The 26884-nt window shown below is 75.7% G+C and carries 20 protein-coding genes; 5 read left to right on the top strand and 15 right to left on the bottom strand.

Features of this window, described 5'->3' with window-relative positions; genetic code table 11:
• Nucleotides 1-40: 40 nt before the first annotated feature.
• The 3 genes from D7294_RS22820 to D7294_RS22810 all read right to left on the bottom strand — a co-directional run bounded on the left by D7294_RS22820 (nucleotide 41) and on the right by D7294_RS22810 (nucleotide 3257).
• On the bottom strand, nucleotides 41-922 hold the full coding sequence (locus D7294_RS22820; protein ID WP_174248412.1) for an ABC transporter permease subunit: 882 nt from the start codon (nucleotides 920-922) through the stop codon (nucleotides 41-43).
• Nucleotides 919-1857, bottom strand: a complete 939-nt coding sequence (locus D7294_RS22815; protein ID WP_120682737.1) for a carbohydrate ABC transporter permease — start codon at nucleotides 1855-1857, stop codon at nucleotides 919-921. Before D7294_RS22815 ends, D7294_RS22820 begins: the two co-directional genes overlap by 4 nt.
• A 113-nt stretch (nucleotides 1858-1970) precedes the next feature.
• A complete protein-coding gene (locus D7294_RS22810; protein ID WP_120682735.1) occupies nucleotides 1971-3257 on the bottom strand; it encodes an ABC transporter substrate-binding protein in 1287 nt (428 codons plus the stop codon).
• Between the two features lie 438 nt (nucleotides 3258-3695).
• Between D7294_RS22810 and D7294_RS22805 the strand changes: the two genes are divergently transcribed.
• Both D7294_RS22805 and D7294_RS22800 read left to right on the top strand, forming a co-directional pair.
• Nucleotides 3696-4841 carry a substrate-binding domain-containing protein gene (locus D7294_RS22805; RefSeq protein WP_120682733.1) on the top strand — a complete coding sequence of 382 codons (1146 nt, stop codon included), beginning with the start codon at nucleotides 3696-3698 and terminating at the stop codon, nucleotides 4839-4841.
• 217 nt (nucleotides 4842-5058) lie between these two features.
• Nucleotides 5059-5637 carry a hypothetical protein gene (locus D7294_RS22800; protein WP_120682730.1) on the top strand — a complete coding sequence of 193 codons (579 nt, stop codon included), beginning with the start codon at nucleotides 5059-5061 and terminating at the stop codon, nucleotides 5635-5637.
• Between the two features lie 98 nt (nucleotides 5638-5735).
• Here D7294_RS22800 and D7294_RS22795 read toward each other — a convergent pair whose 3' ends face one another.
• The gene (locus tag D7294_RS22795; protein ID WP_120682728.1) at nucleotides 5736-7517 is read right to left on the bottom strand and encodes a glycoside hydrolase family 15 protein; all 1782 of its coding nucleotides are present in this window, start codon (nucleotides 7515-7517) and stop codon (nucleotides 5736-5738) included.
• A 347-nt stretch (nucleotides 7518-7864) separates the two neighbouring features.
• On the opposite strand from D7294_RS22795, the gene qcrB reads away from it, so the two are divergent.
• Nucleotides 7865-9589 carry a cytochrome bc1 complex cytochrome b subunit gene (gene qcrB, locus D7294_RS22790; protein ID WP_120682726.1) on the top strand — a complete coding sequence of 575 codons (1725 nt, stop codon included), beginning with the start codon at nucleotides 7865-7867 and terminating at the stop codon, nucleotides 9587-9589.
• A gap of 19 nt (nucleotides 9590-9608) precedes the next feature.
• On the opposite strand, the gene D7294_RS33425 is transcribed toward qcrB, so the two are convergent.
• The 7 genes from D7294_RS33425 to D7294_RS22755 form a co-directional block, all read right to left on the bottom strand.
• On the bottom strand, nucleotides 9609-10136 hold the full coding sequence (locus D7294_RS33425; protein ID WP_241562559.1) for a cytochrome c oxidase assembly protein: 528 nt from the start codon (nucleotides 10134-10136) through the stop codon (nucleotides 9609-9611).
• Between the two features lie 73 nt (nucleotides 10137-10209).
• Nucleotides 10210-10578, bottom strand: a complete 369-nt coding sequence (locus D7294_RS22780; protein WP_120682724.1) for a hypothetical protein — start codon at nucleotides 10576-10578, stop codon at nucleotides 10210-10212.
• Nucleotides 10575-12263 carry a cytochrome c oxidase subunit I gene (locus D7294_RS22775; protein WP_120682722.1) on the bottom strand — a complete coding sequence of 563 codons (1689 nt, stop codon included), beginning with the start codon at nucleotides 12261-12263 and terminating at the stop codon, nucleotides 10575-10577. The genes D7294_RS22780 and D7294_RS22775 overlap by 4 nt, the downstream gene beginning before the upstream one ends.
• A complete protein-coding gene (locus D7294_RS22770; RefSeq protein WP_120682720.1) occupies nucleotides 12260-12940 on the bottom strand; it encodes a cytochrome c oxidase subunit II in 681 nt (226 codons plus the stop codon). The genes D7294_RS22775 and D7294_RS22770 overlap by 4 nt, the downstream gene beginning before the upstream one ends.
• 61 nt (nucleotides 12941-13001) lie before the next feature.
• Nucleotides 13002-16109, bottom strand: coding sequence for an FAD-binding and (Fe-S)-binding domain-containing protein (locus D7294_RS22765; protein WP_120682718.1), 3108 nt, complete (start codon nucleotides 16107-16109; stop codon nucleotides 13002-13004).
• Nucleotides 16110-16385: 276 nt separating this feature from the next.
• Nucleotides 16386-18014, bottom strand: coding sequence for a (2,3-dihydroxybenzoyl)adenylate synthase (locus tag D7294_RS22760; protein ID WP_120682716.1), 1629 nt, complete (start codon nucleotides 18012-18014; stop codon nucleotides 16386-16388).
• 104 nt (nucleotides 18015-18118) lie between these two features.
• Complete coding sequence (locus D7294_RS22755) at nucleotides 18119-18925, bottom strand: 2,3-dihydro-2,3-dihydroxybenzoate dehydrogenase (RefSeq protein WP_120682714.1); 807 nt, start codon at nucleotides 18923-18925, stop codon at nucleotides 18119-18121.
• A gap of 235 nt (nucleotides 18926-19160) precedes the next feature.
• Between D7294_RS22755 and D7294_RS22750 the strand changes: the two genes are divergently transcribed.
• Nucleotides 19161-20384 carry an isochorismate synthase gene (locus tag D7294_RS22750; RefSeq protein ID WP_120682713.1) on the top strand — a complete coding sequence of 408 codons (1224 nt, stop codon included), beginning with the start codon at nucleotides 19161-19163 and terminating at the stop codon, nucleotides 20382-20384.
• Between the two features lie 107 nt (nucleotides 20385-20491).
• Here the strand turns inward: D7294_RS22750 and D7294_RS31645 are convergent, their stop codons facing one another.
• From D7294_RS31645 to D7294_RS22730, 4 genes are read right to left on the bottom strand one after another with little or no spacing between them, the layout of a single operon-like run.
• On the bottom strand, nucleotides 20492-20701 hold the full coding sequence (locus tag D7294_RS31645; protein ID WP_241562558.1) for an MbtH family protein: 210 nt from the start codon (nucleotides 20699-20701) through the stop codon (nucleotides 20492-20494).
• Nucleotides 20698-24663, bottom strand: a complete 3966-nt coding sequence (locus tag D7294_RS22740) for a non-ribosomal peptide synthetase (RefSeq protein ID WP_120682709.1) — start codon at nucleotides 24661-24663, stop codon at nucleotides 20698-20700. The genes D7294_RS31645 and D7294_RS22740 overlap by 4 nt, the downstream gene beginning before the upstream one ends.
• Nucleotides 24660-24911, bottom strand: coding sequence for a phosphopantetheine-binding protein (locus D7294_RS22735; protein WP_120682707.1), 252 nt, complete (start codon nucleotides 24909-24911; stop codon nucleotides 24660-24662). Before D7294_RS22735 ends, D7294_RS22740 begins: the two co-directional genes overlap by 4 nt.
• Before the next feature lie 3 nt (nucleotides 24912-24914).
• Nucleotides 24915-25556, bottom strand: coding sequence for an isochorismatase family protein (locus tag D7294_RS22730; protein WP_120682705.1), 642 nt, complete (start codon nucleotides 25554-25556; stop codon nucleotides 24915-24917).
• Between the two features lie 336 nt (nucleotides 25557-25892).
• Between D7294_RS22730 and D7294_RS22725 the strand changes: the two genes are divergently transcribed.
• A complete protein-coding gene (locus tag D7294_RS22725; protein WP_120682703.1) occupies nucleotides 25893-26834 on the top strand; it encodes an alpha/beta hydrolase in 942 nt (313 codons plus the stop codon).
• Nucleotides 26835-26884: the final 50 nt, after the last annotated feature.

The following is a 26884-nucleotide window of genomic DNA, read 5'->3' as shown; positions in this document are numbered from 1 at the left end:
CGGGCGCGCCGGGGCGGACCCGGTCGCGGGCCGGTGCCGCTCAGCCCTTGAGGCCGCCGCTGATCATGTCCAGGCGCCAGAAGCGCTGCAGGAAGAGCAGCAGCGCGATCAACGGGATCACCGAGACGGCGGTGCCGATGATGGCGATGCCGTACAGGGCGGGCTCGCCCGAGCCCTTGGAGAGCAGGGTGTAGAGGCCCAGGTTGATCGGGAACTTGCTCTCGTCGGAGAGCATGATGTACGGGAGCAGGAAGTTGTTCCAGTTGCCCACGAACTGGAGCATGAAGATGGTGACCATGCCCGGCAGCATCATCGGCAGCGCGATCGTCCCGAAGATCCGGTACTCGCTGGCGCCGTCGATGCGGGCCGACTCGATCGTGGACAGCGGGACGGAGGCGTCGGCGTAGACGCGGGCCAGGTAGATGGCGAAGGGCGAGATCAGCCCGGGCAGCAGGACCGACCAGTAGCTGCCCACCATGTGGACCTTGGTCATGATGATGTACTGCGGGATCGCCAGCAGCATGCCGGGCAGCAGCACGCCGCCGAGGATCGTGTAGAAGAGGACGGTGCGGCCGGGGAACTCGTAGCGGGAGAAGGCGTATCCGGCGACCGTCGAGATCAGCGTGCACAGCAGCGAGCCGAGTCCGGCGTAGAGCAGGCTGTTGAGGGCCCACTGCCCGTATCTGCCGTCCTCGTAGGCGAAGAGGTCGTGCAGGTTGTCCAGCAGGCCGGAGCCGGGGCTGAAGGTGAAGGTGGAGAACAGCTCGGCCCGCGACTTGGTGGAGGCGACCACGATCCACGCCACGGGTATCAGGCAGTAGACCGCCCCGATCAGCAGCACGGCCGTGGGCAGGATCTTCGCCCGCTGGTGGGGGAGCAGGGTGGGGCGCAGGCGGGAGGGCCCGGGGTTCGTCTCGGTCACTGGAAGCCTCCGAAGGTCCTGCGCTGGGTGACCCTGAGCAGCCCGACGGAGAGCAGCAGGGTGCCCACGGCGATGATCACCGAGCCCGCCGCGGCCATGGGCAGGTCGTCGCGGACGAAGCCGTCGCGGTAGATGTGCATGACGGGCACCCAGGTCTGGGAGATCTCGATGGTCATCGGGCTGAGCATCTTGGGCTCGCCGTAGACCTGGAGCGTGCCGATGAGGGAGAACAGGCCGGTCAGGACGAGGGCGGGGGCGACCAGCGGCACCTTGATCCGCCAGGCCAGGCGCCACTCGGAACAGCCGTCGATGCGGGCGGCGTCGTACAGCTCGGGCGGTATGCCGCGCAGCGAGGTGTAGATGATGATCATGTTGAAGCCGGTGCCGCCCCAGATGGCGATGTTGGCCAGCGAGGGGTAGATGCCGTTGCCGTCGAGGAAGGGGATGGTGCCCAGGCCCATCTTGTCCGTCAGGTAGCTGAAGGGGCTGGTCGAGGGCAGGTACATGAAGCCCCACAGCAGGGAGGCGATGACCCCGGGGACGGCGTAGGGAATGAAGAGCGCGGCCCGCGAGAAGCGGCGGGCGCGCGAGCCGCCGTGGTCGAGCAGCAGCGCGAACAGCAGGGCCAGGCCCAGGGTGAGCGGCACGGCGAGCAGGCCGTACAGCGCCATGCGCCCGAACCCGGCCCAGAAGGAGCCGTCGGCCAGGAGGTCGGCGTAGTTGGCGAACCCGACGAACACCTCCTTGCGGAGGCCGAACACGCCCTCGTCGACGATCCGCAGCCCGTGGACGCTGAGGTAGAGCGCGTACAGGACGGGGATCGCCAGGAAGGCGGCGAAGAGGACGAGCGCCGGGGTGAGGAACACGTAGGGCGCGAGGAACTTGCTGATGCCGCGGCCCGAGGAGGGGACGCGTGGCGGGGAGTTACCTGACATGGCTGCTTTCCTGACGGGTGCGGTGACGAAAGGGGAGGCGGGGGACGGGCGGCACGCCCGCGAGGCCGGCCCGGGCGCCCGGGGCCACGCGGCGGCCCGGGGCGCCGGGAGGCTCAGCCGGTGACGTGGAACCCGACCCGTTCCATCTCCTCGACCACCTCTTCCTGGGTGTTCCTGAGGGCGTCGGTCAGCGGGGTGTGGTCGCGGACCGCCGCGGAGAAGGCGTCCGCGAAGGCGTCGTTGGCGGTGGTCACGTTCGGCCCCCACTGGATGTGCGGGACGGTGCTCGCCGCCGCCTCGGTCGCGACCTCCCAGTAGTCCTCCTGGCTGCCCGTCAGCGCGGGCGGTGGGCTCTCGGCCGTCGCGGCCTGGCCGTTGAGGGAGGCGGGGTACTGGCCGCCCGCGATCTGCGCGTCCGTGGACTCCTGGGCGGTCGCCATCCAGGTGAGGAACTCCACCGCGGCGTCCACCTGATCGGAGTTGCTGGTCACGCAGAGCGCGGAACCGCCTTGCAGGGCCACGGCGTTCGAGTCGCCCTCCCAGTGCGGCAGGGGTGCGATGGCCCAGTCGCCCGCCTGGCCCTCGGCGATGCTGTAGATCACGGAGGGGGACCACAGGCCGGCCGGCCAGGTGAGGATCTCGCCGCGGTTGACCCGGTTGTTCCACTCCGGGGTCAGCAGCGGCTCGGCGGTCACCAGGTCCTGGTCGATGAGGTCCTGCCAGTACTGGGCGACGCGCAGGGAGGACTCGTCGTCGAAGCCGACGGTCCAGTTCCGGTCCTCGACCTGCCACCAGGTGGCGCCGGCCTGCTGGGCGAGCCCGGCGAAGTTCCCGAACTCGGTCGGCGAGAACGTCGCCATGTAGGTGTCGGGATCGGCGGCCCTGGCCTCGGCCGCCACCTCGGCGAACTCCTCCCAGGTCTCCGGGACCCGGAGGCCGAGCTCGTCGAACCGCGCCTTGTTGTACAGCAGCACCATCGGGCCGATGTCGTCGGGCACGCCGTAGACGTGGCCCTCGAAGTCGGTGAGCTGCCAGGTCTCCTCGGTGAACGTGTCGGTCAGCGGCCCGGTCTTGTCCGCGATGTCCGCAAGGACGTCCGACACCACCATCGCGGGCACCGTCTGGTACTCGATGCAGGCGACGTCGGGGGCGTTGCCGGCCCGGCTCGCCGTGAGCAGCTTGGTCGCCGTGTCGTTGCCGCCACCCGCGTCGGTGCGGCGGACCTGGATGTCGGGGTGCGAGGCGTTGAACGCGTCGACGCGTGCGGTCTGGACGTCGCCCCAGCACCAGAAGTCCAGGGTGACGACGTCGTCGTCGCCGCCGGTGATCGCGCCGCAGGAGCTGAGGAGCGCCGTCACGCTCGCCATCGCGGCGAGTCGCCGCGCAATTCGTCCGTGCATGAACTGGTCTTTCGTCCGGTCGATCGGCTCCGGGCCACCGGCGACCGGGCAACGCCCCACCGGCAGCGGTGCGCAGGAAGGTGCAGAGGAACCGCAGGGACGGGTCATCGACCGAACGAGGGCGGCGTCGGCTTCGGCGCAGAACCTATCCCCGGCCAACGAGCCCTGTCCATACGTGAAACATGGCAAAGTTGGCGGATCAATGGGTCAATACCGCCTCGATCCCTTACGGAAGGGCTTTGCGGTGAAAGCGATTCGATCGGAATTCGATGGAACACGACGCCGCGCGCGGGGAGATGTGGGGGAAGCGAGGCGAGAAGGGGAACGGGTGGGCGGGGAGCGGGGAGCGGGCGGGGGCCGCCGCGGCGAGGGCCCGCGCCTTGCGCCTGCTCGGTGCCCGCCGCCTACGATGCTCCCCATCGCTCACTGGAGGGGGAGATGGCCGACCTGCTCGCCGCGCAGCGGCACGAGCTGCTGGTCAGGGAGCTGGAGGCGGCCGGCGTCCTGCGGATCTCCGAACTCGCCGCGCGCTTCGGCGTCTCGGGCGCCACGATCCGGCGCGACCTGGCCGACCTGGAGCTCGCCGGGCGGGTGACCAGGCTGCGTGGCGGCGCGATGGCCGTCACGCCGGCGCGCCGCGCCGAGGGCGCGGCCCGCACGGGCGAGGGGCCCGCGGAGGGGACGGCACCCGGGCCCGAGGCCCCGCCGGCCCCCGGCGGCACGCCCGCGGTCGCCCACACGCTGGGGCTGCTGGTCCCCTCGGCCACCTACTACTACCCGCGGGTGATCGCGGGCGTCCGGGCTGTGGCCGAGCGCCGCGGGGCCCGCATCGTCATCGGCCTCACCGGCTACGCCAGCCCGAGCGACCGGCGCCAGGTCGACGAGCTGGCCGCGGCCGGCGTCTCCGGCCTGCTCGTCGCCTCCGCGGAGGGGCACTGGGTGTCGGCGCCGATGCTCGACCGGCTGCGGGAGAGCCGGCTGCCCTTCGTGCTGCTGGAACGGCAGCCCCGCGACCCGTACGAGCCCTGCGAGTTCGTCGTCTCCGACCACAGGCAGGGCGCGTTCGGCGCGGTCGCCCACCTCGCGGGCCTCGGGCACGGGCGGGTGGGGCTCTTCACCAACGGCAGCCCCACCGCCGCACTGGTCCGCGAGGGCCACGCGGCGGCCGTCGAGCGGCTCGGGCTCGACGCCGCGGCCCCCGTCGTGGACAGCGGACGGCCCACGCTCGGCTCCGACGAGGCGGCGGAACACTACGACGCCTTCCTCGACGGCTGCCTGGCCACCGGCACCGGGGCCGCGCTCGTGCACTCCGACCACGACGCGATCGAGATGATGCGGCGGCTGCGGGGACGCGGCCTGCACACCCCGGAGGACCTGGCGCTGATCGCCTACGACGACGAGCTCGCCTCCCTCGCCGAGGTTCCCCTGACGGCGGTGGCCCCGGCGAAGCACGAGCTCGGCGAGCAGGCCGCGGGCCTGCTCCTGGACCGCCTCGACGCCGCGGACCCCCCGGCGCTCCGGCGGCTGCACGTGCAGCCGCGCCTGATCGTCAGGTCCTCCTGCGGCGCCTCCCTGCGCGCCTAGCCGTTGCCGCCGGCCCGGCCCGGCTGCGCCCCGCCCCGCCTCGCCCCCTTCGTCACCCGCCCGTCAACTCCGCGCCGGAACCGGCCCGTTGGACCTGCCGTCCGCCGCGGGCCCGGGCCGCGCGCCCCGGCGGCGCGGGGCGGGACCGGTCCCGCCGGGCGTTGCTACGGTGCCGACGCCGGGAGGGCGGGGGCCCTCCCCGGGGAGGAGGGCGGCCGTGCGTTTTCGGCGACGCGGCGGGCGGCGGGAGCGGGAAGCCCTGCTGTACCGGCTTTTCGAGGTCATCGGCCCCGAGACGGAGCGCCTCGCGCGCGAGGGACGGGTGCCCGCCCACCTGGTCCTCGACATCTCCTGGGACGCGGTGGTGGCCGTGGTCAGGGAGCGGTACCGGCGTGGGCGCGACGTCCACGACCTCACCGTCGGCAGCGCCGCGAGCTACCGGCACCTGATCCTGGAGTGCGTCAGGGCGCGCGAGCCCTCCCGCACGGCCCCCTCCCGGGAGGCGCTGCGGGAGGCCGAGCGGGAACAGCTCACCGAGGAGGCGGCCGAGGCGGACAGCCCTGAGGAACGCGCGGCCCTGCTGTACCTGCGCGACCACGGGTTCCGCGCCGAGGAGGACGGGGTGGTGGGGCTGGCCACGGCGCTCGCGCGGCTCGGCCGGCTCGACGAGGAGCACCTGCGGGCGGCGCGCGCCGCGTACGCCAGGCGCGTCGAGCGGGCGGTGACCGGGCAGGTCGCCTGGCCGGACCCGCAGGAGGTGGTGACCTCCCTGTTCGGCCGGCCCCCCGGCTCCTGAGACGGGGCCGCCGCGACCCGCGCCGCCCGCGCCCGGGCCGAACGGGCGCGTCGCGCCGAACGGGCACCGCTTCCGGCCCGGCGCCGGGCGGGCCGCGCTCAGCAGCGCAGCGCCGCCGCGGACTCCAGCAGCAGGGCGTGCACGAACGCCTGGGGCAGGTTGCCGCGCAGCTGCCGCTGCGTCACGTCGTACTCCTCGGTGAACAGGCCGGGGGAGCCGCAGGCCGCCCGGGTCCGCTCGAACCAGCGGAAGGCGGTCGTCCGGTCCCCGTCGTGGCGCGCCGCGAGCGCCATCGCGAAGCCGCACATGAGGAAGGCGCCCTCCGCCTCGCCCAGGGGCACCCCCGGCCGTTCGAAGCGGTAGAGGTAGCCGTCCTGCGCGAGGCGGCGGGTGACGAGTTCGCGGGTGAGCGGGCCCGAGGGGTCGCCGGGGGCGAGGCAGCCGCGGGCCAGCGGCAGCAGCAGGGCCGACTCGGCGCCGTCGTCGTGCTCGGCCCGGCGCCACCAGCCACGCGTGGACAGGCAACGGCGCCGCGTCTCGGCCAGGATGGCCGCCGCCAGCTCCTTCCAGCGGCGGGCGGCGGGCCCGGGGACGTGGCGGGCCAGGGCCCGCAGGCCGCAGACGACCGCCAGCCGCGAGTGCGTCCACCAGCGTTCCTCCAGCTCCCAGATCCCGGCGTCCGGGCGCCGCCAGAGCCGCTCGACCGCCGCCACCGCCACCTCGGCGGCCCGCCGCGCGTCCGCGTCGAGGAGGCCGTGTTCGGCCGCGGCGGCGAAGAGCTGGAGGACCTCGCCGAAGGCGTCGAGCTGGAACTGGTCCGCGGCCTGGTTCCCGGTCCGGTCGGCCCCGCCCGGGTAGCCGGGCAGCGGCAGGGAACGCTCGGGGGCCACCGGCCCGCCGGCGACGGTGTACGCCGGCCGCAGCCGGTCCCCGTCGGCCAGCACCCGCTCGGCGACGAACCGCACCGCGCCCGCGAACAGCGGGTGCGGCCCGTGGGCCGCGACGCCGAGCGCGGCGTAGCACTGGTCGCGGACCCAGGCGAAGCGGTAGTCGTAGGTGCGCCCGGAGTTGGCGCGCTCCGGCAGCGAGGTGGTGGCGGCGGCGACCATGCCGCCCGAGGCGCTGGTCAGGCCGCGCAGGACGGCGTAGGCCTGCCGGGCGTCGCGCGGCGCGGGCAGGTCCCGGCAGTCGGGCACCGCCTGGCGCCACTCCCGCTCGGTGGCCTCCCACAGCGCGGGCGCGTACAGCCGCCCGCCCTCCTCGCGCCGGGAGAGCTCCAGCACCACCTCCAGGGTCTCCCCGGCCGGCACGGTCAGCAGCGCCCGCAGTTCCCCCTCGGGGCCCGGCCGCGCCTCAGGCACGCCGGCGAGGCGCAGCCGCACCTCCCCGCTCGCGGCCCGCCACACCCCCTCCTCCAGGCGCGTCTCGCGCATGCCGTGGGCCCCGAACCCGGCGCGCGCGTCCAGCCGCAGCCGCAGCCGCGCCGCTCCGCGCACGGCGCGCACCTGCCGAAGGAGCACCAGCCGGTCCGGATCGGCCGGCATGGCCAGGGCCTCGCGGCACTCGACGACCGAGTCGGCCGTCACCCAGCGGCCCACGTGGACGAGGGTGCCCTCCTCGTAGTGGCCGCCCCACACGTTCCAGTCGCTTTCCGGCCGCAGGACGTACGCCCCCGCGCCGCCGATCAGCGAGGAGAACACCGGGTCGCTGTGCCACCTGGGGGCGCACAGCCACACCACCTCCCCCTCGGGGCCGACCACGGCGCCGCGTTCGCCGTCGCCCAGGACGGCGTACTCGCGCAGGACCCAGGGCCTGGGCCGCAGGAAACCCGGCGCGCGGGTGCCGCTTCCGTCCTCGCCCTCGGCTCGCTCCACCACCATGTCCTCCCTGTCCTTAGCCTGCCCTGAGCCGTGTTCCCGATCCTGTCACCGGCCCGCGCCGCGCCCGGCGCGCCACCGCGGCGGCCGGGGCCGCCGGAGGCCGGGTTTCCGCCCCGCGATGCGAGGAACCCGGCCTGTCCCCGCTCCCCAGCCCCGCTCCTCGACTACCTTCCGCGGTGAATGTCGGAGAAAAAACGTAAAGACCGTAAAGACTGGAAAAACCGTAAGGACCGGAAAGCGCGGAAAGAGCGGAAAGGTGCGTCCCCGTGGGGTGGCCGGCCCCGCCGCCTCCGCGGCGCCCCCACCGTCCCCCGCACAGGCACCTCCCCACGTCGAAGGGAAGCGCGGTGACCTCATCCCCGAAGAGCCGGGCCAGAGCGGAGCGCGCCGTCTCCGCCGCCGACGCCAGGCTGCCCGCGCTGGACTCGGGCAGGGAACTGCTGCGGAAGGCGTTCCCCGACCACTGGTCCTTCCTGCTGGGTGAGATCGCGCTCTACAGCTTCGTGGTGCTGCTCCTCACCGGCACCTTCCTCGCCTTCTTCTTCCACCCCGACATGGCCCACCGCCCCTACGCGGGGCCCTACGCGCCGCTGCGCGGCACCCTCGTCTCCGAGGCGTACGCCTCCACGATGCGGATCAGCTTCGAGGTGCGCGGCGGCCTGCTGATCCGTCAGATCCACCACTGGGGGGCGCTGATCTTCGTCGCCTCCCTCGGCTGCCACCTGCTGCGGGTGTTCCTCACCGGGGCCTTCCGCAGGCCGCGCGAGGTCAACTGGGTCATCGGCGTCACCATGTTCGGGCTCGCGCTCCTGGAGGGCTACTGCGGCTACTCGCTGCCCGACGACCTGCTGTCCGGCATGGGCGTGCGCATCGCCGAGGGCATCATGCTGTCCCTCCCGGTCGTCGGCTCCTACCTGGCGTTCCTCGTCTTCGGCGGCGAGTTCCCCGGGGAGGAGATCGTCTCCAGGTTCTACCTCGCGCACGTGCTGCTGCTGCCCGGGCTGCTGGTGGCGCTGATCACCGCCCACCTGCTGCTTGTCGTCTACCTGAAGCACACCCAGTGGCCCGGGCCCGGCAGGACCAACCGGAACGTCGTCGGCAAGCCGCTGTGGCCGGCCTACGCCGCCAAGTCCCTCGGCCTGTTCTTCGCCGTCTTCGGCGTGCTCGCCGTGCTGGCCGCGACCGTGCAGATCAACCCGGTCTGGGAGTACGGCCCCTACCGGCCGGACCTGGCCTCCCTCGACGCCCAGCCCGACTGGTACGTCGGCTTCCTGGAGGGCGCGCTGCGGCTGATGCCCGGCTTCGAGACCGACCTCGCCGGGCACACCCTCGCCTGGACCACCTTCCTGACCGGCGTGGTCCTGCCGGTGGCCCTGTTCGCGGTGCTGTACGCCTATCCGTTCTTCGAACGCCGGCTCACCGGGGACTCGCAGGAACGTCACCTGTGCGAGCGGCCGCGGAACCACCCCACCCGCACCGCGCTCGGCGCCGGCGGCGTCGCCGGCTACGCCGTGCTGCTCCTCGCGGGCGGGCAGGACGTGCTCGCCCACGTCTTCCACACCTCCCTGGAGGGCCTCGTCTGGGTGTTCCGGGTGGCCTTCTTCGTGGTGCCCGTGCTGGCCTACCTGGCAACCAAGCGCCTGTGCCTCGGCCTGCAGGCCACCGACCGCAGGCGGCTGGCCGAGGGGGAGGGGAGCGGGGAGGCCGTGCGGACCGCGGCGGGCGGCTACGCCGAGGAGCGACTGCCGCTGCCCGCCGAGGCGGCGTACGCGCTGCTCGTGCGCGACGTGCCGGTGCCCACCGGTCGCACCCCGGCGGCGGCCGGGCACCACCGCCGGGGGCTGCTGCGGCGCCGCCCGCTGCGGCTGAGGGTGCGGGACGCGCTCAGCGCCTGGTACTTCGGGCAGCGGGTCGACCTGCCGGCCGACGAGGAGCGGCGGCGCCGCATCGAGGAGATCCTGGCCCCGCCCACCCACCCGGCGCCGCCGCGGGCGCGCGTGCTGCCCCCGCGCAGCCCGGGCCGGCAGGTGTGGCACGCGGTGCGCTGGCTGCTGCGCGGGCGCGGCCGCTGAGCCGGGCCCAGGGGAAGCCTCAGGCGGGGTGGCCGCCGGGCGGCCGGGCCCGTTCCTCGGCGAGGACCCAGCGCCAGGTGACGGCCAGGGCGGCCAGCGGAAGCGGCAGCATCCCGGCGATCATGGCGAGGCCGCCCGCGGCGTGGCCGCAGGCGACCAGGGCCACCGCGGGCAGGTCGAGCAGCGGCGCGGCCAGGAAGAGGTAGAGGCAGCGGCCCGGTGCGCTCAGCCGGCGCGGCCCTGGGACGAGCACCGGCAGCCAGAACGCCAACGCCCCGGCCGCCAGCGCCCCTTCGAGGAGCAGCCGCGCGCGGGCCGAGGGGTGCCCGGCCTCGGCGAGCACGGTCGCCGCGTGCAGCAGCAGGAAGCCGGGCCAGGCCGCCCAGGCGGGCGGCGTCAGCCGGGCCCAGGCCCCGCCGCGGCGGGTGGCGAGCAGCAGGCAGGGAACCAGCGCGGACACCAGCAGCCCGGAACCCCCCATCAGCGCCGCCCCCCAGAGATCCACCCCGCCGCCGCCCATCCCGGCCACGCCGCTCACCCCGTCCATGCCGCACCGCGTTGCCGCGCCCCCCGACGCTCCGCGCCGCCGGTGCTGTCGATGCCGCCCGAGCCGTCCGCGTTCACCGGCTCCGCCGCGGGCGCGCGGCGCGGTCGTGGGCCGCCAGGGCGAGGGACAGGCCGAGCAGCGCGGCGGCGATCGGCAGCAGCCACCAGCCGTACGGGTAGGCGAGGACCGCGAGCCCCGCCGCCGCGGCCAGCGGCAGCACCGCAGAGCCCGGCCGGACGGGCAGCCGGTAGCGGGTGTGTTCGCGCGGGCCGCGGACCGAGGAGGCCAGCACCGCAAGCGCGGCGAGGGCGAGCAGCCCCACCGCGATCCCGTAGCAGGCCAGGGCGGTCGCGCTCTCCCCGTAGATCGCGAGCACGGCGAGCAGGAGGCCGTTGAGCAGCGCCCAGCCCGCGACGAGCAGGAAGCCGGGATGCCGCGTCACGCCCGCCCCTCCCGCGCGCCCCGCCCCTCCCGCGCGCCGCGCGCCTCGTCCGCCGCCCGCCGCCTGAGGTCGAGCAGGGGCGCCTCGCTGGTGAGCGGCGGCAGCGGGTGCGCCGCGTCGAAGTTCAGCCGCGGCGGCGGGGAGGAGGTCGCCCACTCCAGGGTGTGCCCCCGCCACGGGTCGTCCCCGGCGCGGGGCGCCCGCCGCAGCGCCGCCCGCGCGAGGTTCACCACGAACACGGTCATGCCCGCCGCCAGGACCGCGGCCCCGCAGCTCGACAGCAGGTTGAGCAGCCCGAAGCCGTCCCCGTCCAGATAGGTGACCACCCGCCGCGGCATGCCGGCGTAGCCCAGGAAGAACATCGGGAAGAACGTCAGGTTCGTGCCCACGACGAGCAGCCAGAAGTGCCAGCGGCCGAGCCGCTCGTCCAGCAGCACCCCGGTGGCCTTGGGGAACCAGAGGTAGAAGCCGGCGAAGAGGCCGAAGGCGCTGCCCGCGAACAGCACGTAGTGCAGGTGCGCCACCACGAAGTAGCTGTCCTGCGCGTGGTAGTCCAGGACGGGGGTGCCGACCATGATGCCGGTGAGGCCGCCGATGAGGAACTGCGGCACGAAGGCCAGGGCGAACAGCATCGGCGTGCGGAACACGAGCCGCCCGCCGAGGATCGTGCCCAGCATCGCGAAGTACTCCACCCCCGCGGGCACCAGCAGCAGAATGCTCGTCAGCGAGTAGTAGTCGTTCGTCGCCTGCCCGGTGGTGAACATGTGGTGCCCCCACACGCTCATCGACAGGGCCGCGAACACCAGCAGCGCGAACACGGTGCCGCGGTAGCCGAAGAACCGGCGGCCGGAGAAGACCGCGAGCACCTCGGCCACCGCCCCCAGGTAGGGGAAGAACATGACGTACACGACGGGGTGGCCGTAGAACCAGAAGAGGTGCTGGTAGCCGATCACCCACAGGTTCGAGTCGAAGACCGCCGGCTCCACCCGGCCCGCCGCCAGCAGCGCCAGGGCGGCGAGCAGGGCGGGGAAGGCGCCGATCACCATGAGGCAGGTGGCGGCCATCGACCAGCTGAAGACCGGCATCCGCAGCATCGTCATGCCCTCGGCCCGCTTCCGCAGGGCCGTCCACAGCACCGCCCAGGCCATGAGGATCACGCCCGTGGTCGCCAGGAAGACCCCCGCGATCCACAGGTCGGAGCCCACGCCCGGGGTGTAGGTGCGGGCCGCCATCGGCGGGTAGGAGAACCAGCCGTCCGAGTGCGCCCCCTGCGGGGTGGCGAAGCCGGAGAGCATGATCGCCGCGCCGAGGACGTACAGCCAGTAGCCGAGCAGCGTGGCCCGCGGCATGGCGATGACCGGCGCCCCCACCTGAAGAGGCACCAGGTACACGCCGAGGCCGAGCGCGAACGGCGTCATGACCAGGTAGATCATGCCCGAGCCGTGCATGGTGAACAGCTGGTTGTAGACCTGGGGCCCCACCAGGTGCTCCTCGGGCTGGGCCAGCTGACCTCGCATCAGCAGGGCGAGCACCCCCATGCCCAGCATCACCAGCAGGGAGGTGCCCAGGGTCAGCAGCCCGATCCGCTTGTGGTCGGTGGTGGTCAGCCAGCCGAGCCAGCCGCCCGGCGCCGGGGCGGGGCGGTGCCGGGCGGGCTCGACATCCGCCGTTCCGGTCAGGCTCATGCGGCGCCCCCCGCGGCGGCCTGGTGACCGGCCACCCACCGCTCGTACTCCCCGGGGCTGACGGCCCGCAGCCAGAAGTGCATCGCGTAGTGCCGGTAGCCGCAGAACTCCGCGCACCGCCCCAGCCACCTGCCCTCCTCGTCGAGGGTGAGGGTGAAGCTGTTGGTGTGGTGGGGGAAGGCGTCCATCTTGTAGCGCAGTTCCGGCACCCACAGCGAGTGGATGACGTCCCGCGAGGTGAGCTCCACGCGCACCGGGCGCCCGGTCGGCACCACGAGGGTGGGCACCTCCTCCGCGCGGCAGGTCCCGCTCGTCGCCCCCGCGCCGCCCGGGCGCGGGTGGCGGAAGGTCCAGCACCACTGGAAGGCGGTGACGTCCACCTCGACGACCTCGGGCGCGGCGGGTGGGCCGGCGGGGGCGCCGACGTGGCCGGTGCGGTGCTCGCGGTGGTTGGCCAGGGCGGTGTAGACGACGAGGAAGACGGCCACCGCGGCGAGGACCGCCACGTACGCCGCCTCGAGCCGCGGGCGTTCCGCCCGCTCCGAGGGCCCGGCCGCCGCCCCGGCCCTGCGGCGCAGCACGGCGTACAGCACCGCGGCGAGGACCGCGAGGAAGACGGCGCCCGCCATGATCAGTTCCACGGCGAAGACCTCGCCGAAGACGTCCGCCTGCCTCATCGGTCCTCCCGTCCTGCCTCCGGCCTGCCTGCCCGCCCGCCCGCGCGCTCCCGCCGTCCGTTCACGGCCGCCGGCGCGCGCGGCCCGCGCCCGCGGCGGCGACCGCGCCGGCCGCCAGGGCGACGCGCGCCGCGCGCCGGGCCAGGGGCGCGCCCGGCCGCGCGCGGACCTCGTCCACGCCGCCGGCGGCCGTGGCCAGCCGCAGCACCTGCCCGGTGTGCAGGACCGGGGCGGGGCCCGGCGCCGCGTGCGCCAGCTGGGTGCGGCAGGAGAAGCCGTCGGCCACGACCAGCGTGTCCGCGGCGGCCTCCCGCACCGCGGGGAACAGGGCCTGTTCCCCGCAGTCCATGGAGATCCCGTATGTGCCGCTTTCGAAACCCCAGGAGCCGGCCAGCCCGCAGCAGCCCCCCGTCACCGGCTCCACCCGCAGGCCCATCCGCTCCAGCAGCGCGCGCTCCGGCTCCATCCCGCCGGTGGCGCGGTGGTGGCAGTGGCCCCACAGCAGGGCCCGGCCCGTGAGCGGCGGCGGCTCGATGCCGAAGGCGCGGAAGAACTCGGGGAAGTGGTAGGAGCCGCCCGCCAGCCTGGCCGCGTCGTCGTCGTGCGGCAGCAGTTTGCCCAGCTCGTCCTTGAAGACCGCCAGGCAGCTCGGCTCCATGCCGACGACCGGCACCCCCGCCCGCACGTACGGGCGCAGCGCGCCGAGCACCCGGTGCAGGTACCGCACGGCCGCGTCGAGGAAGCCGTAGTCGTACAGGGGACGCCCGCAGCACAGGTGGCCGGCCGGCAGGAGGACCCGCCAGCCGGCCGCCTCGACGGCCTCGACGCAGGCCACGCCGACGTCGGTGTGCAGGTGGTTGGTGAACGTGTCGGGGAAGAGGACCACCGGCCTGCCCTGTGGGTTGCGGCTGCCGCCGCGGCGGCGGAACCACTGCTGGAGGGTGGTCGGCGCGAAGCCGGGCAGCGGGCGCCTGGGGTCGATCCCGGCGGCGAGCTTGGTCAGCCGCGCCAGGCCGGGCGTCCTGGTGAGCAGGGCGGCGGCCTCGGGCAGCAGGGCGGCCAGCCGGGCGGCCTGGTCGACGAAGCCGAGGGCGTAGGCGTGGCGGGGCCGCCACCTGCGCAGGGAGCGGTAGTGCCGGTGGCGGAACTCCGCCTTGTAGGTCGGCATGTCGACTCCCACCGGGCAGTCGCTGGTGCAGCCCTTGCAGGACAGGCACAGGTCGAGGGCCTCCGCGACCTCCCGCGACTGCCAGCCGTCGGTGATCACCTCCCCGCGCAGCATCTCGAACAGGAGCCGCGCCCTGCCCCGGGTGGAGTGCTTCTCCTCCCGGGTGACCTGGTAGCTGGGGCACATGGTGGTCTCCGCGCGCGGCACCCGGCACTTGCCGATGCCCACGCAGCGCAGGGCCGCGTGCGCGAAGTCCCCGCCGTCCTCGGGGTAGGCGAAGGTCACCGCGGGCCGCGGCGGGTTGGAGTCGGTGCCGAGCCTGAGGTTCTCGTCCATCCGGTACGGGTCCACGACCTTGCCCGGGTTCATCCGCCCGCGCGGGTCCCAGATCCGCTTGAACTCCCGCATCGCCTCGACCAGTTCCGGGCCGTACTGCTTGTCGAGGAGTTCCGCGCGCTGCTGCCCGTCGCCGTGCTCGCCCGAGAGGGAGCCGCCGTGGGAGACCACGAGGTCGGCGGCCTCGGTGAGGAAGGCACGGTAGCGCGCCAGGCCCGCGGCGCTGCGCAGGTCGAAGTCGAGCCGGCAGTGGATGCAGCCCTGCCCCAGGTGCCCGTACATGGCGCCGGACAGGCCGTGGCGGTCCAGCAGGGCGCGCAGCTCCCGCAGGTAGGCGCCCACCCTGGCCGGCGGCACCGCGGAGTCCTCCCAGCCGGGCCAGTGGTCCACGCCCTCGGGGGAGAAGGCGGAGGAGCCGAGGCCGCTCTCCCGGATCGACCACAGGGCCTCGCTGCTGCCGCCGAGCTGGGCGCTTCCGGCCCGGGTCACCCGCTCGCGGGCCACGCCGCGCTCCGCGGTCAGCCAGTCGGCGAAGGCCCCGGCCCGCTCCACGGCCTCCCGCGGCTCGTCCGCCCCGAACTGCACCAGCAGCCAGGCGCCGCCGCCGGGGCGCGGCAGCCGCGGCAGGTTCTCCGCGTTCATGCCAAGGAGCCGCTGGTCGCGGACCAGCCGGTGGTCCACGGCCTCGAGTCCGATCGGCCGCCAGCGCTCCACGATCTCCGCCACCGGCTCGCCCGCCTCGGCCAGGTCGCCGTACTCGACCACCACCAGGGCCCGCTCGGGCAGAGCGGGGGTGAGCAGGAGCACGGCCCGCAGCACGGTGACGCAGGTGCCCTCGGTTCCGGTGAGGGCGCGGGCGACGTTGAAGCCGCGCTCGGGCAGCAGCTCGTCCAGGTTGTAGCCGGACACGCGCCGCGGCACCTCGGAGACCGGCCGGAACCGCTCGCGGATGAGGCCGGCGTACCTGTCCCGCAGGTCGCGCAGGGCGGCGTAGATCTCTCCCTTGCGCCCGCCCGCCCTGATGACGTCCGCCAGCCGCTCCTCCTCGCCGGTGCCGGTCCAGAAGCGGACGCCGTCGTAGGTGACCACCTCCAGGGCGTGCACGTTGTCCGAGGTGCGCGGCCCTGGCCCGTAGAGCTGGGACTGCAGCGAATGGGTGCCGCAGGAGTTGTTGCCGATGTTGCCGCCGATGACGCAGCGCGAGTGCGAGGAGGGGTCGGGGCCGAAGACGAGTCCCGCGGCGCCCGTGTGCCGGTTCAGCTCCTCGTTGACGACGCCGGTCTCGCAGGTCACCAGCCGGCGCTCCGGGTCGAAGTCGCCGATCCGCGTCAGGTACTTCGAGTGGTCGATCACCACGGCCTCGTTGACGGTCTCGCCCGACAGGCTGGTGCCGCCGCCGCGGTTGAGGAGCGGAACGTCGAAGCGCCGGCAGACGCGGTGGGTGGCCACCACGTCCTCCAGGCTGCGCGGCACGACGACGCCGACGGGGACCTGCCGGAAGTTCGAGGCGTCGTTCGCGTAGAGGGCCAGCGAGCCGGGGTCGAAACGCACCTCGCCCTCGACCTCGGCGCGCAGCGCGCGCTCCAGCCTGCGTCTCGCGAGGTCCTGCCGGGCGCCGGACGCGGCCGGGGGCCGGCGTCTGCGGTGGGGGGAGGCGCTGGTCATCGTCCGTGGCCCTCCTGTCGGTGCCGGGTGGACGGCTGTGGTCGCCGCCCTGGCCCGCGCAGCGACACCCAAGTGTCCGCAGCCGGCGGGGCGGGGCCCTCCTTCCCGGCGTGTGCCCCGCCCTTTTCATTCCGGCGGCTTCCTCCGGACGGCCCAGCCACGCCGGTCCCGGAAGGCCGCCCGGTCCCGGAAGGCCGCGTGAGCCCGGCGGCCGCGGGCGGAGGGCGGGCGGAGGGCGGGCGGGGAGGGCCGCGCCGGGACGGGGCCCGCGGGCGTTCAGGAGCCGGCCCCTGGCGGGGCGGGCTCGCGCAGGTGCCGCTTGGAGACCTTGCCGACGCCCGTGGTGGGGAAGGCGGTGACCGCCCGGACCAGGTCGGGGAGCTTGTACTCGGCCAGGCCGCGCGCCCTGAGCCAGGCCCGGACGGCGGCCCTGCCGGGGAGTTCGGCGCCCTGCCGCGCGATGAGGTAGGCGCAGATGCGCTCGCCCAGGTAGGGGTCGGGCTGGGCGACGACCTCGGCGTCGTGGACGGCGGGGTGGGCGAGGAGGTGGTTCTCGATCTCCTCGGCCGCGACCTTCTCGCCGCCCCGGTTGATCTGGTCCTTGGCGCGGCCGGTGACGACGAGGTGGCCGGTGGGGGTGAGGCGGACGAGGTCGCCGGTGCGGTAGAAGCCGTCGGGGGTGAAGGCCCTGGCGTTGTGCTCGGGGGCGCGCCAGTAGCCGCGGATGGTGTAGGGGCCGCGCGTGAGGAGGTGGCCGGGGGCGCCGGGCGGCACCGGGCGGCCCTCCTCGTCCACGATGCGGAGTTCGTCGTCCGGTGAGAGGGGGCGGCCCTGGGTGGAGACGATCAGCTCCTCTGGATCGTCGAGCCGGGTGTAGTTGACGAGGCCCTCGGCCATGCCGAAGACCTGCTGGAGCGTGGCGCCGAAGGCGGGCAGCAGCCGCGTGGCCGCCTCGCGGCTGAGCTTGGCGCCGCCGACCTGCAGCACGCGCAGGGTGCCGAGGTCGTGCGGGGTGCCCGCGGCGGCCTCGGCCCAGGCCAGGGCGAGCGGCGGGACGAGGGCGGTGAGGGTGACCCGCTCGCGCGCGATCAGCGGGAAGGCGGTGTCCGGGTCGGGCCGCGGGCTGAGCACCACCCGGCCGCCCGCGTACAGGGTGCCGAGGGTGCCGGGGGAGCTCAGCGGGAAGTTGTGCGCGGCCGGCAGCGCGCACAGGTAGACGGTGTCCGCGCTCACGCCGCAGATCTCGTTCGAGCCGCGCAGCGAGTAGAGGTAGTCGTCGTGCGTGCGGGGGATGAGCTTGGGCACGCCGGTCGAGCCGCCGGAGAGCTGGAGGAAGGCCAGGTCCTCCGGGTTGGGCCCGGGCGGGGTGGCGACGGGGTCCCGGGGGACGGCGCCGAGGGCGGTGTGGCCGCCCGGTTCGCCGGCGACGAGGACGTGCCGCAGGGTGGGGGCGGCGGCCAGGACGCGGGTGGCCAGCGCGCGGTGGTCGTAGCCCTCCCAGGTCGCGGGGATCACGTAGGCGACGGCCTCGGTGAAGGAGCAGAAATAGGAGATCTCGGCCTCGCGGTGGGCGGGCAGGGCGAAGACCGGCAGGGCTCCGATGCGGAAGAGGGCGAAGATCACCTCGAAGAACTCGGGCACGTTGGGCAGTTGCACCACCACCCGGTCGCCCGGGGCGATGCCGAGGGCGAGCAGGCCGGCGGCCATCCGGTCGGCGGCCTCGTCGAGTGCGGCGTAGGTCAGGTGGCGGTCGCCCGCGGTGAGGGCGATCCGTTTGGGGTGGGCGGCGGCGCGGTCGCGCAGCATCGCGCCGAAGGTCTCGCCGCGCCACCAGCCGGCCGCGCGGTAGCGTGCCGCGAACTCGGCAGGCCACGTGGGTGCGGCGGCGGACTCGCCTGGCGTCACCTGGTTCTCCCGTCTGAGGATTGGGGCTTGGGGCGGTCTCGGGGGTCTCTGCCGGGCCCGGTGGCGGTGGGGGAGCGGGTCCGGTGGAGGGCGGTGGCGGCGCGTCAGCGGTGCAGGGTGGCGCCGCCGTCGACGCGCAGTTCGTGCAGGGCGACGTGCCGGGCCCGGTCCGAGGCGAGGAAGGCGATCGCCTCGGCGACGTCGGCCGGGTCGGCGAGGCGGCCGAGGGGGATGGGCCCGCGGTAGCGGGCCGGGTCCCCCGCGACGGCCTGGGCCGCCGCCTCGGGCGAGGTCCACAGGCGCCGCTGCAGGGGCGTGTCGGTGGCGCCGGGGGAGACGATGTTGCAGCGCACGCCGTGGCGGGCGAGTTCGAGGCCGAGGCAGCGGGTGAAGGCCACCGCCGCCGCCTTGGCCGCGGCGTAGGCGGCCATGCCGGTGCGGGCCAGTCCTGCGGCGTCGGAGCCGACGGTGACGATGGCTCCGCTGCGCCTGGCCGCCATCCCGGGGGCCACCGCCCGGCTGACCCGCATGACGCCGGTGGCGTTGACGTCGAGCGTGTCGGCCCAGTCCTCGTCGGCGAGTTCGGCGACCGTGCCGGGGCGGAGGATGCCGGCGGCGTTCACCAGGACGTCGATGCGGCCGAAGCGGCGCTCCGTCTCGGCCACCACGGCCCGCACCCGCGGGCCCTCGGTCACGTCAAGCCGCACGGCGTGCAGGGCACCGGAGCCGGTGGCGGAGCCGGCCCCGGGGCCGGGCGCCGCGGCGGCGGGCGCGCGGTCGGCCGCCACCACCTGGGCGCCGCGTTCCGCCAGCAGCCGGGCGGTGGCCAGGCCGATGCCGCTGCCGGCCCCGGTGACCAGGGCGACGCGTCCCTCGAACTCCCTTGCCTGCGCGGCCTGATGGGCTGCCATGCGCACTCCTCAAGGTCACTTAGGTAAGCCTAACCTAACATTCGGCGCCGGGGTCGGCGATCCGCCGAAGGTGACGGCGGGGCGCGACGTGGCGCCACTCCGGACAGTCAACTTAGGTTAGGCTAACCTAACTGCGAGGCTGCCCCGCTGGGCTCCGTCCCACCCTGGGCACGCCCCGCCCTGCCCGCCCCTGACCGGAACGCCCGCCCGGCGGGCACCCGAGAGTGGAGTCCCCGTGTCCTCGGTACCCGACCTCGCCCGGCAGCCCCCCACCCCGCTCCCCTCCGCCGTCGGAGCCGCCACCGCGCTCCTCGACGCCTACGCGCCCGGCGCCCGCTTCCTCGCCACCCCCACCCGCACCCTGCTGGCCGGCGGCGTGCACAGCACCGTGCCGCACGGCGAGACACCGCTTTCCGAACGGGTCGCCGCCGCCCTCGGCGCCGCCCGCGCCGCCGGCCACCCCGCGCCGCTTGCCCTCGGCGCGGTCCCCTTCGACGAACGGGCGCCCGCCGCCCTCGTCGTGGCCGATGCGCTGCGGACGGCCCCGCCGCTCTCCGCCGACCCGCTCAGCGCCCTGCCCGCCAAGCCGCCCGCCCCGGCCGACTGGCGGATACGCCAGGTGCCGGCGCCCGAGAGGTACGGGGCGCTGGTCGCCGCAGCCGTGCGCCGGATGCGCGAGGGCGGCCTGCGCAAGGTCGTCCTCGCCCGCACCCTCGAACTCGACGCCGACCGGCCCCTCGACCTCCCCGGCGTCCTGCGCGGGCTGGCCCGCCGCGACCCCGCCGGCTACACCTTCGCCCTGCCGACCGGCCCCGGCCGCACCCTCCTCGGGGCCAGCCCGGAGCTGCTGGTGTCCCGCACCGGCGGGCGCCTCGTCGCCAACCCGCTGGCCGGCTCGGCGCCGCGCAGCGCCGACCTCGCCGAGGACATCAGGCGCGCCGCCGCGCTCCTCGAATCCCCCAAGGACCTGCACGAACACGCCGTGGTCGTCGACGCGGTGCGGGCCGCGCTCGCGCCCCACTGCGCCCGGCTGCACGTGCCCGCGCGGCCCACCCTGGTACGCACCGCCGCCATGTGGCACCTGTCCACCACCGTCACCGGGGACCTCGGCGCGCGCCCGGCCTCCGCCCTGGAACTCGCCCGCGCCCTGCACCCCACCCCCGCCGTCTGCGGCACCCCGACGGCCGAGGCCCGCCGGGTGATTCGGGAGACCGAGCCCTTCGACCGGGGCTGGTTCACCGGCATGGTCGGCTGGATGGACGCCGGGGGCGACGGGGAATGGGTCGTCACCCTGCGCTGCGCCGAGGCCGGGGAGCGCTCCGTGCGGCTGTACGCGGGCGCCGGGATCGTGCCCGCCTCCCGGCCCGCGGCCGAAATCGCGGAGACGGCCGCCAAGTTCCGCACCTTCCTGACCGCCCTCGGCGCCGGCGGGCAGCCCGTGCGGCAGCCGGGCCGGTAGCCGGGGTCCGCCGCGGGGCGGCCTCGTCCCGCGCGGCGAGGGCCGCGCGGGACCCGCAGCGGCCCCATCCGCGGCGCCCGTCGACGCCGCGCCCGTTGCGGTGGCGCTCAGCCGCCGGCCGACTCGGCGTGGGCGAGGCAGCCGGCGTGCGAGTCGGGCCCGTGCACCGGCCGCCAGCCCGAGGGCACCACGGCGAAGTCCGGCCACAGCGACACCGCGCCCTCGCCGTTGACCAGCACCAGGTACGCCGCGGCATGACCCGCGCCCGGCACCGCGCCGTCGTCCGGGTCGAAGGGGGAGGCGGGCGAGTCGTTCACCTGTCGAGCTCCTTCAGCCGGGCGGCGAGCAGCGCCGCGAGGGTGCCGATGTGCGGGGCGGTGGTCATCCGCGGGTGCGTGCAGGGCAGGTCGTGGTTGACCAGGGCGCCGACGTACGGCCGCCACGCATCCCGGGTCAGCCAGGACTCGGGGCGCGGCGCCGCGGCCGTGAAGAACAGCGCCTCGCCCGCGAAGTGCCGATGCCGGTGCGCCCGCATCAGCCGGGCGTTGTTCACCACGATGTCCGGCACCGCGGCCAGGGTGCGCTCCGGCAGCCCGGCCAGGGCGCTTCCCTCGCGGCGCAGCGTGGCCAGCACCTCCTCGCGGCTCGGCTCGCCGCGCCGGTCGAAGCCGGCCATCCGCAGCAGCGCCGTCAGCGCCTCCGCCTCGCCCGGGCCCGCCCGGCCGCGCCACTGGTCGGCCGGATAGGCGTCGAGCAGCGCGAGCAACTCCACCTCCTCGCCCGCCTCCTGCAGGAGAACGGCCATCGCGTGCGCGATCACCCCGCCGACGGACCAGCCGAGCAGCCGGTAGGGGCCGTGCGGGCGGACCGCACGAATCTGCCGCACGTAGTCGGCCGCCATCTCCTCCAGGGTGCCTGGCAGCGGCTCGTCTCCCCTGAGGCCGCGAGCCTGGAGCCCGAACACCGGCTGGCGCGGGTCGAGTCCGCCGAGCAGCCCCGAGTAGCACCAGCTGAGGCCGCCCGCCGGGTGCACCGCGAACAGCGGCGGCAGGTCGCCCCCGCCCCGCAGCGGGACCAGGACGCCGAGGGCGTCGTCGCCGTCGGCCCCGCCACGTCCGGCATCTCCTGCGCCTCCGGCGGGTGCGTGGTCCCCGGGGGCGGCGAGCCCGGCGGCCAGCGCGGCGGGCGTGGGCGCCCGGAACAGCGTGCCGATCGCCAGCTCCACGCCCAGCTCCTCCCGGACGCGCCCGGCGAGCGACACGGCCAGCAGGGAGGTGCCGCCGAGGTCGAAGAAGCCTTCCTCGCACCCCACCGCGGGCAGGCCGAGCACCTCGGCGAACAGGCGGGTCAGCGCCTCCTCCCGCGGCGTGCGCGGCGGGCGCAGCGCCGCGCCCCCGCGCCCGCCGGCCGGACGCGGGGCGGGCAGCGCCGCGCGGTCCAGCTTTCCGTTGGGCGTGAGCGGGAACGCGTCCAGCACCACGATCGCCCCGGGCACCAGGGGAGCGGGCAGCACCGCGGCCAGCCGCTGCCTGAGCCGGTCCGGTTCCGGCTGCGGGGCGCCCGGCGTGACATAGCCGACCAGCCGCCGGTCGCCCGGCCGGTCCTCGCGCACCAGCACCCGCGCCCCCGCCACCTCGGGCAGCGCGGTCAGCGCCGCCTCCACCTCCCCCGGCTCGATGCGCTGGCCGCGCAGCTTCACCTGGTGGTCGGTGCGCCCCAGGAACTCGACCTCGCCCTCCGGCGTCCAGCGGCCGAGGTCCCCGGTGCGGTACATCCGGCTCCCCGGCGGACCGAACGGGTCGGCGACGAACCTGGTGGCGGTCAGCGCGGGGCGGCCCAGGTAGCCGGCCGCGAGCTGGGCCCCGGCCAGGTACAGCTCCCCGGTGACGCCGGGCGGGCACGGCTGGAGCGCGTCGTCCAGCACGTACACCCGCGTGTTCCACACCGGCCTGCCGATCGGCACCGGTCCGGTGTCCCCGGCGCGGCAGGTGTGGTGGGTGACGTCCACGGCCGCCTCGGTGGGGCCGTACAGGTTGTGCAGCGCCACCCCGGGCAGCAGGCGGGCGAACTTCGCCGCCGTCTCGCGGGGCAGGGCCTCGCCGCTGCTGAACACCCGGCGCAGGCCCGCGCACCGGGCGGCGGCGCCCTGGGCCAGGAAGACCTCCAGCATGGAGGGCACGAAATGGCAGACGGTGACGCCCGCTTCCTCGATCGTGCGGGCCAGGGCGTGGGGATCGCGGTGGGCGCCGGGCTCGGCGAGCACCAGCGTGGCGCCCTCCCGCAGCGGCCAGAAGAACTCCCACACCGAGACGTCGAAGCCGGCGGGCGTCTTCTGCAGCACCCGGTCCCTCGCGGTCAGCGGGTGGGCGTGCTGCATCCAGCGCAGCCGGTTGTCGATCGCGGCGTGCGAGACGACCACGCCCTTGGGGCGCCCGGTGGAGCCGGAGGTGTAGAGGACGTAGGCCGGGTCGCGCGGGGTGAGGGGCCGCGCCGGGGGAACGCCCGGGAGGCCGCTCAGGTCCAGCGTGGCGGGCAGCACCGTGGGACGCCCGGTGTCCGGCAGCCGGCCCTCCCCGTCGCCGATCACGCACACGGGGGCGGCGTCGGCCACCATGCCGGCCAGCCGCGGCGCGGGGTGCTCCGGATCGAGCGGCAGGTAGGCGCCCCCGGCCTTCAGCACGGCGAGCAGGGCCACGACCAGCTCGGGCGAGCGCGGCAGGCACACCCCCACCACCGCCCCGGGGCGCACCCCCAGGCTCACCAGGTGCCTGGCCAGGCGGTTGGCGCGGGCGCCGAGCTCGCCGTAGCTCAGGGCCACTTCGCCCGCCACCAGGGCGCAGGCCCCGGGGGAGTGCAGCTCCCGCGCCTCGATCGGGCCGATCAGGGTGGTCGGCGGCACCCGCGCCGCGGTGTCGTTGAACGTGCCCAGCACCTCGGCCCGTTCGGCCGCCGTGGCCACCGCGTGCCGGGCCAGCGGCAGGCGCGGGCCCGCCGCCGTCAGCCGGTCGAGCAGGTCGAGGAACCGCGCGTGGTGGGCGGCCAGCGCGGCGGCGTCGTAACGGGCGGGATTGGCCTCGAAGTCCACGTGCAGTCCGGTGCCGTCCGAGCGGTCGTACACGTGCACCGTCAGGTCCTCCACCGGTCCGGCCGCGAGCGTGCGGACGGTGGCCGGGGCGCCCGCGAACCGCAGGCGCCCGTCGAAGGGCATGGCGTTGACCAGCGGGCCCACCAGCGCCCTGCCCTCCCCGAGCAGCCCGAGGTCGCGGCGGATCTCCTCGTAGCGGTACCGCCCGTGGCGCCTGGCCTCGCGGATGCCGCGGGCGGCCCTGGCGGCCAGCTCGGCGAGGCTGTCCCGCGGGCCGACGGCCAGCCGCAGCGGAAGCACGTTCATCACCATCGCCGGAACGCGCAGCGCCGCCGAGCCGAGGCGGTTCATCATCGGCAGCCCGAGCACCACCTCGCGGGCGCGCGCCACCCGGGCCGTGTACAGGGCCTGGGCGGCGAGGACGAGTTCGGGCCAGGTGGCGCCCGGCGCGCCGGCCGGCGCCGACAGCCGCTCCGTGACCGCGGCCGGCAGCCGGGCCGAGCGCCGCAGGGCGGTGCGCGCGGGCAGGGCGCCGCCGCCCTCCCCGGCCAGGACCGGGACGGCCGGCCGGTCGGCGAACAGGCCCCGCCAGTAGGCCCGGTCGGCCGCGTACGCCGCCGAGCCGCGGTACTCCCCGTCCTCGGCGAGCAGGCGGCGGAAGGAGGCGAAGGGACTCGGCCCCGGCTCCGCGCCCGCGGCCAGCGCCGTGTACGCCTCCGCCACCCGGCGGGCCACCAGCGCGTGGCCGTAGCCGTCGAGCAGGACGTGGTGCGCGCGGTGGTACCACAGCCAGCGCTCGGGCCCCACCCGGTAGAGGCCGTGCCGGAAGAGCGGGCCCGCCGCCAGGTCCTGGGGGAGCGCCAGGTCGGCCCGCATCAGGGCGCCGGCGGCGGCCTCGGGGTCGGTGCGGTCGCGCAGGTCCGCGACGTCGAGGGGGAAGCCGCTCCCCGGCGGCTCGATGACCAGCGGTAGCTGCCGCGGCCCCCCGGCGGCGCGCACCACCCGCATCCGCAGCGCCTCGGCCTCGCCGACGGTCCGGTACAGGGCCTGGGCGAACAGGCCGGGGTCGAGCGGGCCGCGGATGTCGGCGCACTCGGCCGTGTTGAGGGCGGGGCTCGCCGGGTCGAGATCCTGGGCGTAGAACATGCCCGCCTGGGCGGCGGTCAGGGGCAGTCCCGGGGCGGCGGCGGTCATGAGGGTGCCTCGACGAGCAGCGCCGCCCAGGCCGCGACGCTCGGCCGCTCGGCGAGGTCGGCGAAAGAGACCTCGACATCGTGCTCGCGGCGCCAGCGGGCGATCAGGCTCATCAGGCGGACCGAGTCGAGCCCCAGGTCGAGAAGGTTCTCCTCGTCGCCGAACTCCCAGGCGTCGCCGGGCTCGTCCGGGTCCTCGCCGAGCGCCCGCGCGACGTCCTCGCGGATGAGCCGCCGGGTCAGGGCCATGGCTCAGGCCCCCTTGAGGGCGCGCAGGAGCGCGTCGGTGGTGAGGACGCGGGCGCAGGTGCCCGCCGCCCAGCGCAGGGCCTCGCGGTGGTGCTCCGCCGAGAAGTCGGCGACGGCGTCGGCCACCAGGAACGCCCGCAGGTCGCGCATCCAGGCGTCGGCGGCCGTCAGCGCGACGCCGATGTGGGCGTAGACGCCGGCGAGGAGGAGCTGGTCCCGGCCGTGGGCGGCCAGCCGCTCGGCCAGGTCGGTGCGGACGAACGCGCTGTACTTCCACTTGGTCAGCACCGCGTCGCCCGCCTCGGGCGCGACGGGCGCGGCGATGGCCGCCGCCGCGGGGTCCGCGGGCAGCCCCGGCCCCCAGAAGTCCTGCTGGAGGCCGCGTTCCGCCGGGGTCTGGCCCCCCGGCTGCGCCGAGTACAGCACCGGGACGCCCGCCTCGCGGCAGGCCGCGGCCAGCCGGCCGACGTTGGCCAGCAGGCCGCCGAGCGGCTCGGCCCCCTCGGGGAAGGGCCGCAGGAAGTGGTTCTGCATGTCGTGCACGAGCAGGGCCGCCCGGCCCGGGTCCACGGTCCAGCCGACCCGGTTGTCCGGCAACTCCCCGGGCCCTGGGAGCGGGTAGGCGGCGATGGCGGGCAGCGCCATGGGACTCCTGCCTTTCTGTCGGCGGTTCGGGCAGCAGCAAGTTAGGTTAGCCTAACCTAAGTCTTTTCCGGGTGGGTGGGGGCGCGGAGGGGCGGGGGGCGACCGGGGCGAGGCGCCCGGGTGTGCCGCCGGGTGGGGTCTCCTCGGGGCCCTCGCCGGGCCGGGCTCGCACCCGGGGTGCTAAAACGATTCAGGCGCGGGTGGTGCGCTCCCTGCGTGCCGCCCGCGCTCGGTGCGTGCCCGCTCCCGCGCGCCCGCACCCCGCCCCAGGCGCTGCCCCAGGCGCCCCCGCTCGTTCGCTGCCCCGCGCAGCCGCCCGCACGGAAAGGCCGGCCGATGCCTCTCGACCCGTATCTGGAGCAGCAGGTGACCGCACTCGCCGGGGTCACCCGTGCGCAGGCCGCCGCCGACCCCGCGCTCGGCGCCGCCGTCTCCGCGCTCTACCGCGGGCAGGGCGCCTACGCCGCGCCCCAGGTGGCGGTGCGGGAGGAGTGGGCCGACGCGGACCGGACGCTCAGGGCGCGCGTCTACCGCCCGCAGGGGCGGCTGGACGGAGCACGCGGCGCCCTGCTGTGGCTGCACGGCGGCGGCTTCTCCCACGGCTCGCTCGACGACCACGAGGCCGACACGGTGAGCCGCGAACTGTGCGCGCGCGCCGGGCTCGTGGTGCTGTCCCTCGACTACCACCTGGCCGACGGGACCACCGTCGTCTACCCGGCGCTGCACCGGCAGGCCGCCGAGGCGGTGCGCTGGGCCCGCGCCCACGCCGCCGGCCTCGGCTTCGCCCCCGGGCGCCTCGCGCTCGGCGGCGCCTCGGCCGGGGGCAACCTCGCCCTCGCCGCGGCCTGCGAACTGCGCGATCTGGGCGAGGAGGGGCCGCACGCGCTCCTGCTCGCCTACCCCGCCCTCTACCGGAGGTTCCTCACCTCCCCGGCGCACGAGGAGCTGATGGCCGCCGTGCCGCCCGTGCTGCGCTTCCCGCAGGAGGAGCTTGACGCCATGTGGGACACCTACACCGGCGGCGGCCCCGGCACGCCCTACGCCGGCTTCGAGGAGGCGGACCTGGCGGGCCTGCCGCGGACGCTGGTCGTGCTGGCCGAGTACGACGACCTCAGGCTCGGCGCCGCCGAGACGGCCGAACGCGCCGCAAGGCAGGGCGTCGAGGTGGAGACCCACCTGGCCGCCGGCGTCCTGCACGGGCACCTCAACAGCCCGCCCACCCTGGCGGAGACCGACGCCACCCTGGAGCGCATGGCCGCCTTCCTGACCGCCCGCTGACCCACCCGGCCCGGCCGGGCGCACCCCCCGCACGCGGCCGGGCCAGGCGG

This window comes from Streptomyces hoynatensis (assembly GCF_003626535.1).
GTDB classification, from domain to species: Bacteria; Actinomycetota; Actinomycetes; order Streptomycetales; family Streptomycetaceae; genus Streptomyces; species Streptomyces hoynatensis.
This window is presented reverse-complemented; position numbering and strand designations above follow the sequence as displayed.

What these genes read in the sequence shown, in the direction of transcription:
- D7294_RS22815 (WP_120682737.1), bottom strand. Translation starts at nt 1,857, where the DNA reads ATGTCAGGTAACTCCCCGCCACGCGTCCCCTCCTCGGGCCGCGGCATC.
- D7294_RS22810 (WP_120682735.1), bottom strand. Translation starts at nt 3,257, where the DNA reads ATGCACGGACGAATTGCGCGGCGACTCGCCGCGATGGCGAGCGTGACG.
- D7294_RS22805 (WP_120682733.1), top strand. Translation starts at nt 3,696, where the DNA reads ATGGCCGACCTGCTCGCCGCGCAGCGGCACGAGCTGCTGGTCAGGGAG.
- D7294_RS22795 (WP_120682728.1), bottom strand. Translation starts at nt 7,517, where the DNA reads ATGGTGGTGGAGCGAGCCGAGGGCGAGGACGGAAGCGGCACCCGCGCG.
- D7294_RS33425 (WP_241562559.1), bottom strand. Translation starts at nt 10,136, where the DNA reads ATGGACGGGGTGAGCGGCGTGGCCGGGATGGGCGGCGGCGGGGTGGAT.
- D7294_RS22775 (WP_120682722.1), bottom strand. Translation starts at nt 12,263, where the DNA reads ATGAGCCTGACCGGAACGGCGGATGTCGAGCCCGCCCGGCACCGCCCC.
- D7294_RS22770 (WP_120682720.1), bottom strand. Translation starts at nt 12,940, where the DNA reads ATGAGGCAGGCGGACGTCTTCGGCGAGGTCTTCGCCGTGGAACTGATC.
- D7294_RS22765 (WP_120682718.1), bottom strand. Translation starts at nt 16,109, where the DNA reads ATGACCAGCGCCTCCCCCCACCGCAGACGCCGGCCCCCGGCCGCGTCC.
- D7294_RS22755 (WP_120682714.1), bottom strand. Translation starts at nt 18,925, where the DNA reads ATGGCAGCCCATCAGGCCGCGCAGGCAAGGGAGTTCGAGGGACGCGTC.
- D7294_RS22740 (WP_120682709.1), bottom strand. Translation starts at nt 24,663, where the DNA reads ATGACCGCCGCCGCCCCGGGACTGCCCCTGACCGCCGCCCAGGCGGGC.
- D7294_RS22735 (WP_120682707.1), bottom strand. Translation starts at nt 24,911, where the DNA reads ATGGCCCTGACCCGGCGGCTCATCCGCGAGGACGTCGCGCGGGCGCTC.
- D7294_RS22730 (WP_120682705.1), bottom strand. Translation starts at nt 25,556, where the DNA reads ATGGCGCTGCCCGCCATCGCCGCCTACCCGCTCCCAGGGCCCGGGGAG.
- D7294_RS22725 (WP_120682703.1), top strand. Translation starts at nt 25,893, where the DNA reads ATGCCTCTCGACCCGTATCTGGAGCAGCAGGTGACCGCACTCGCCGGG.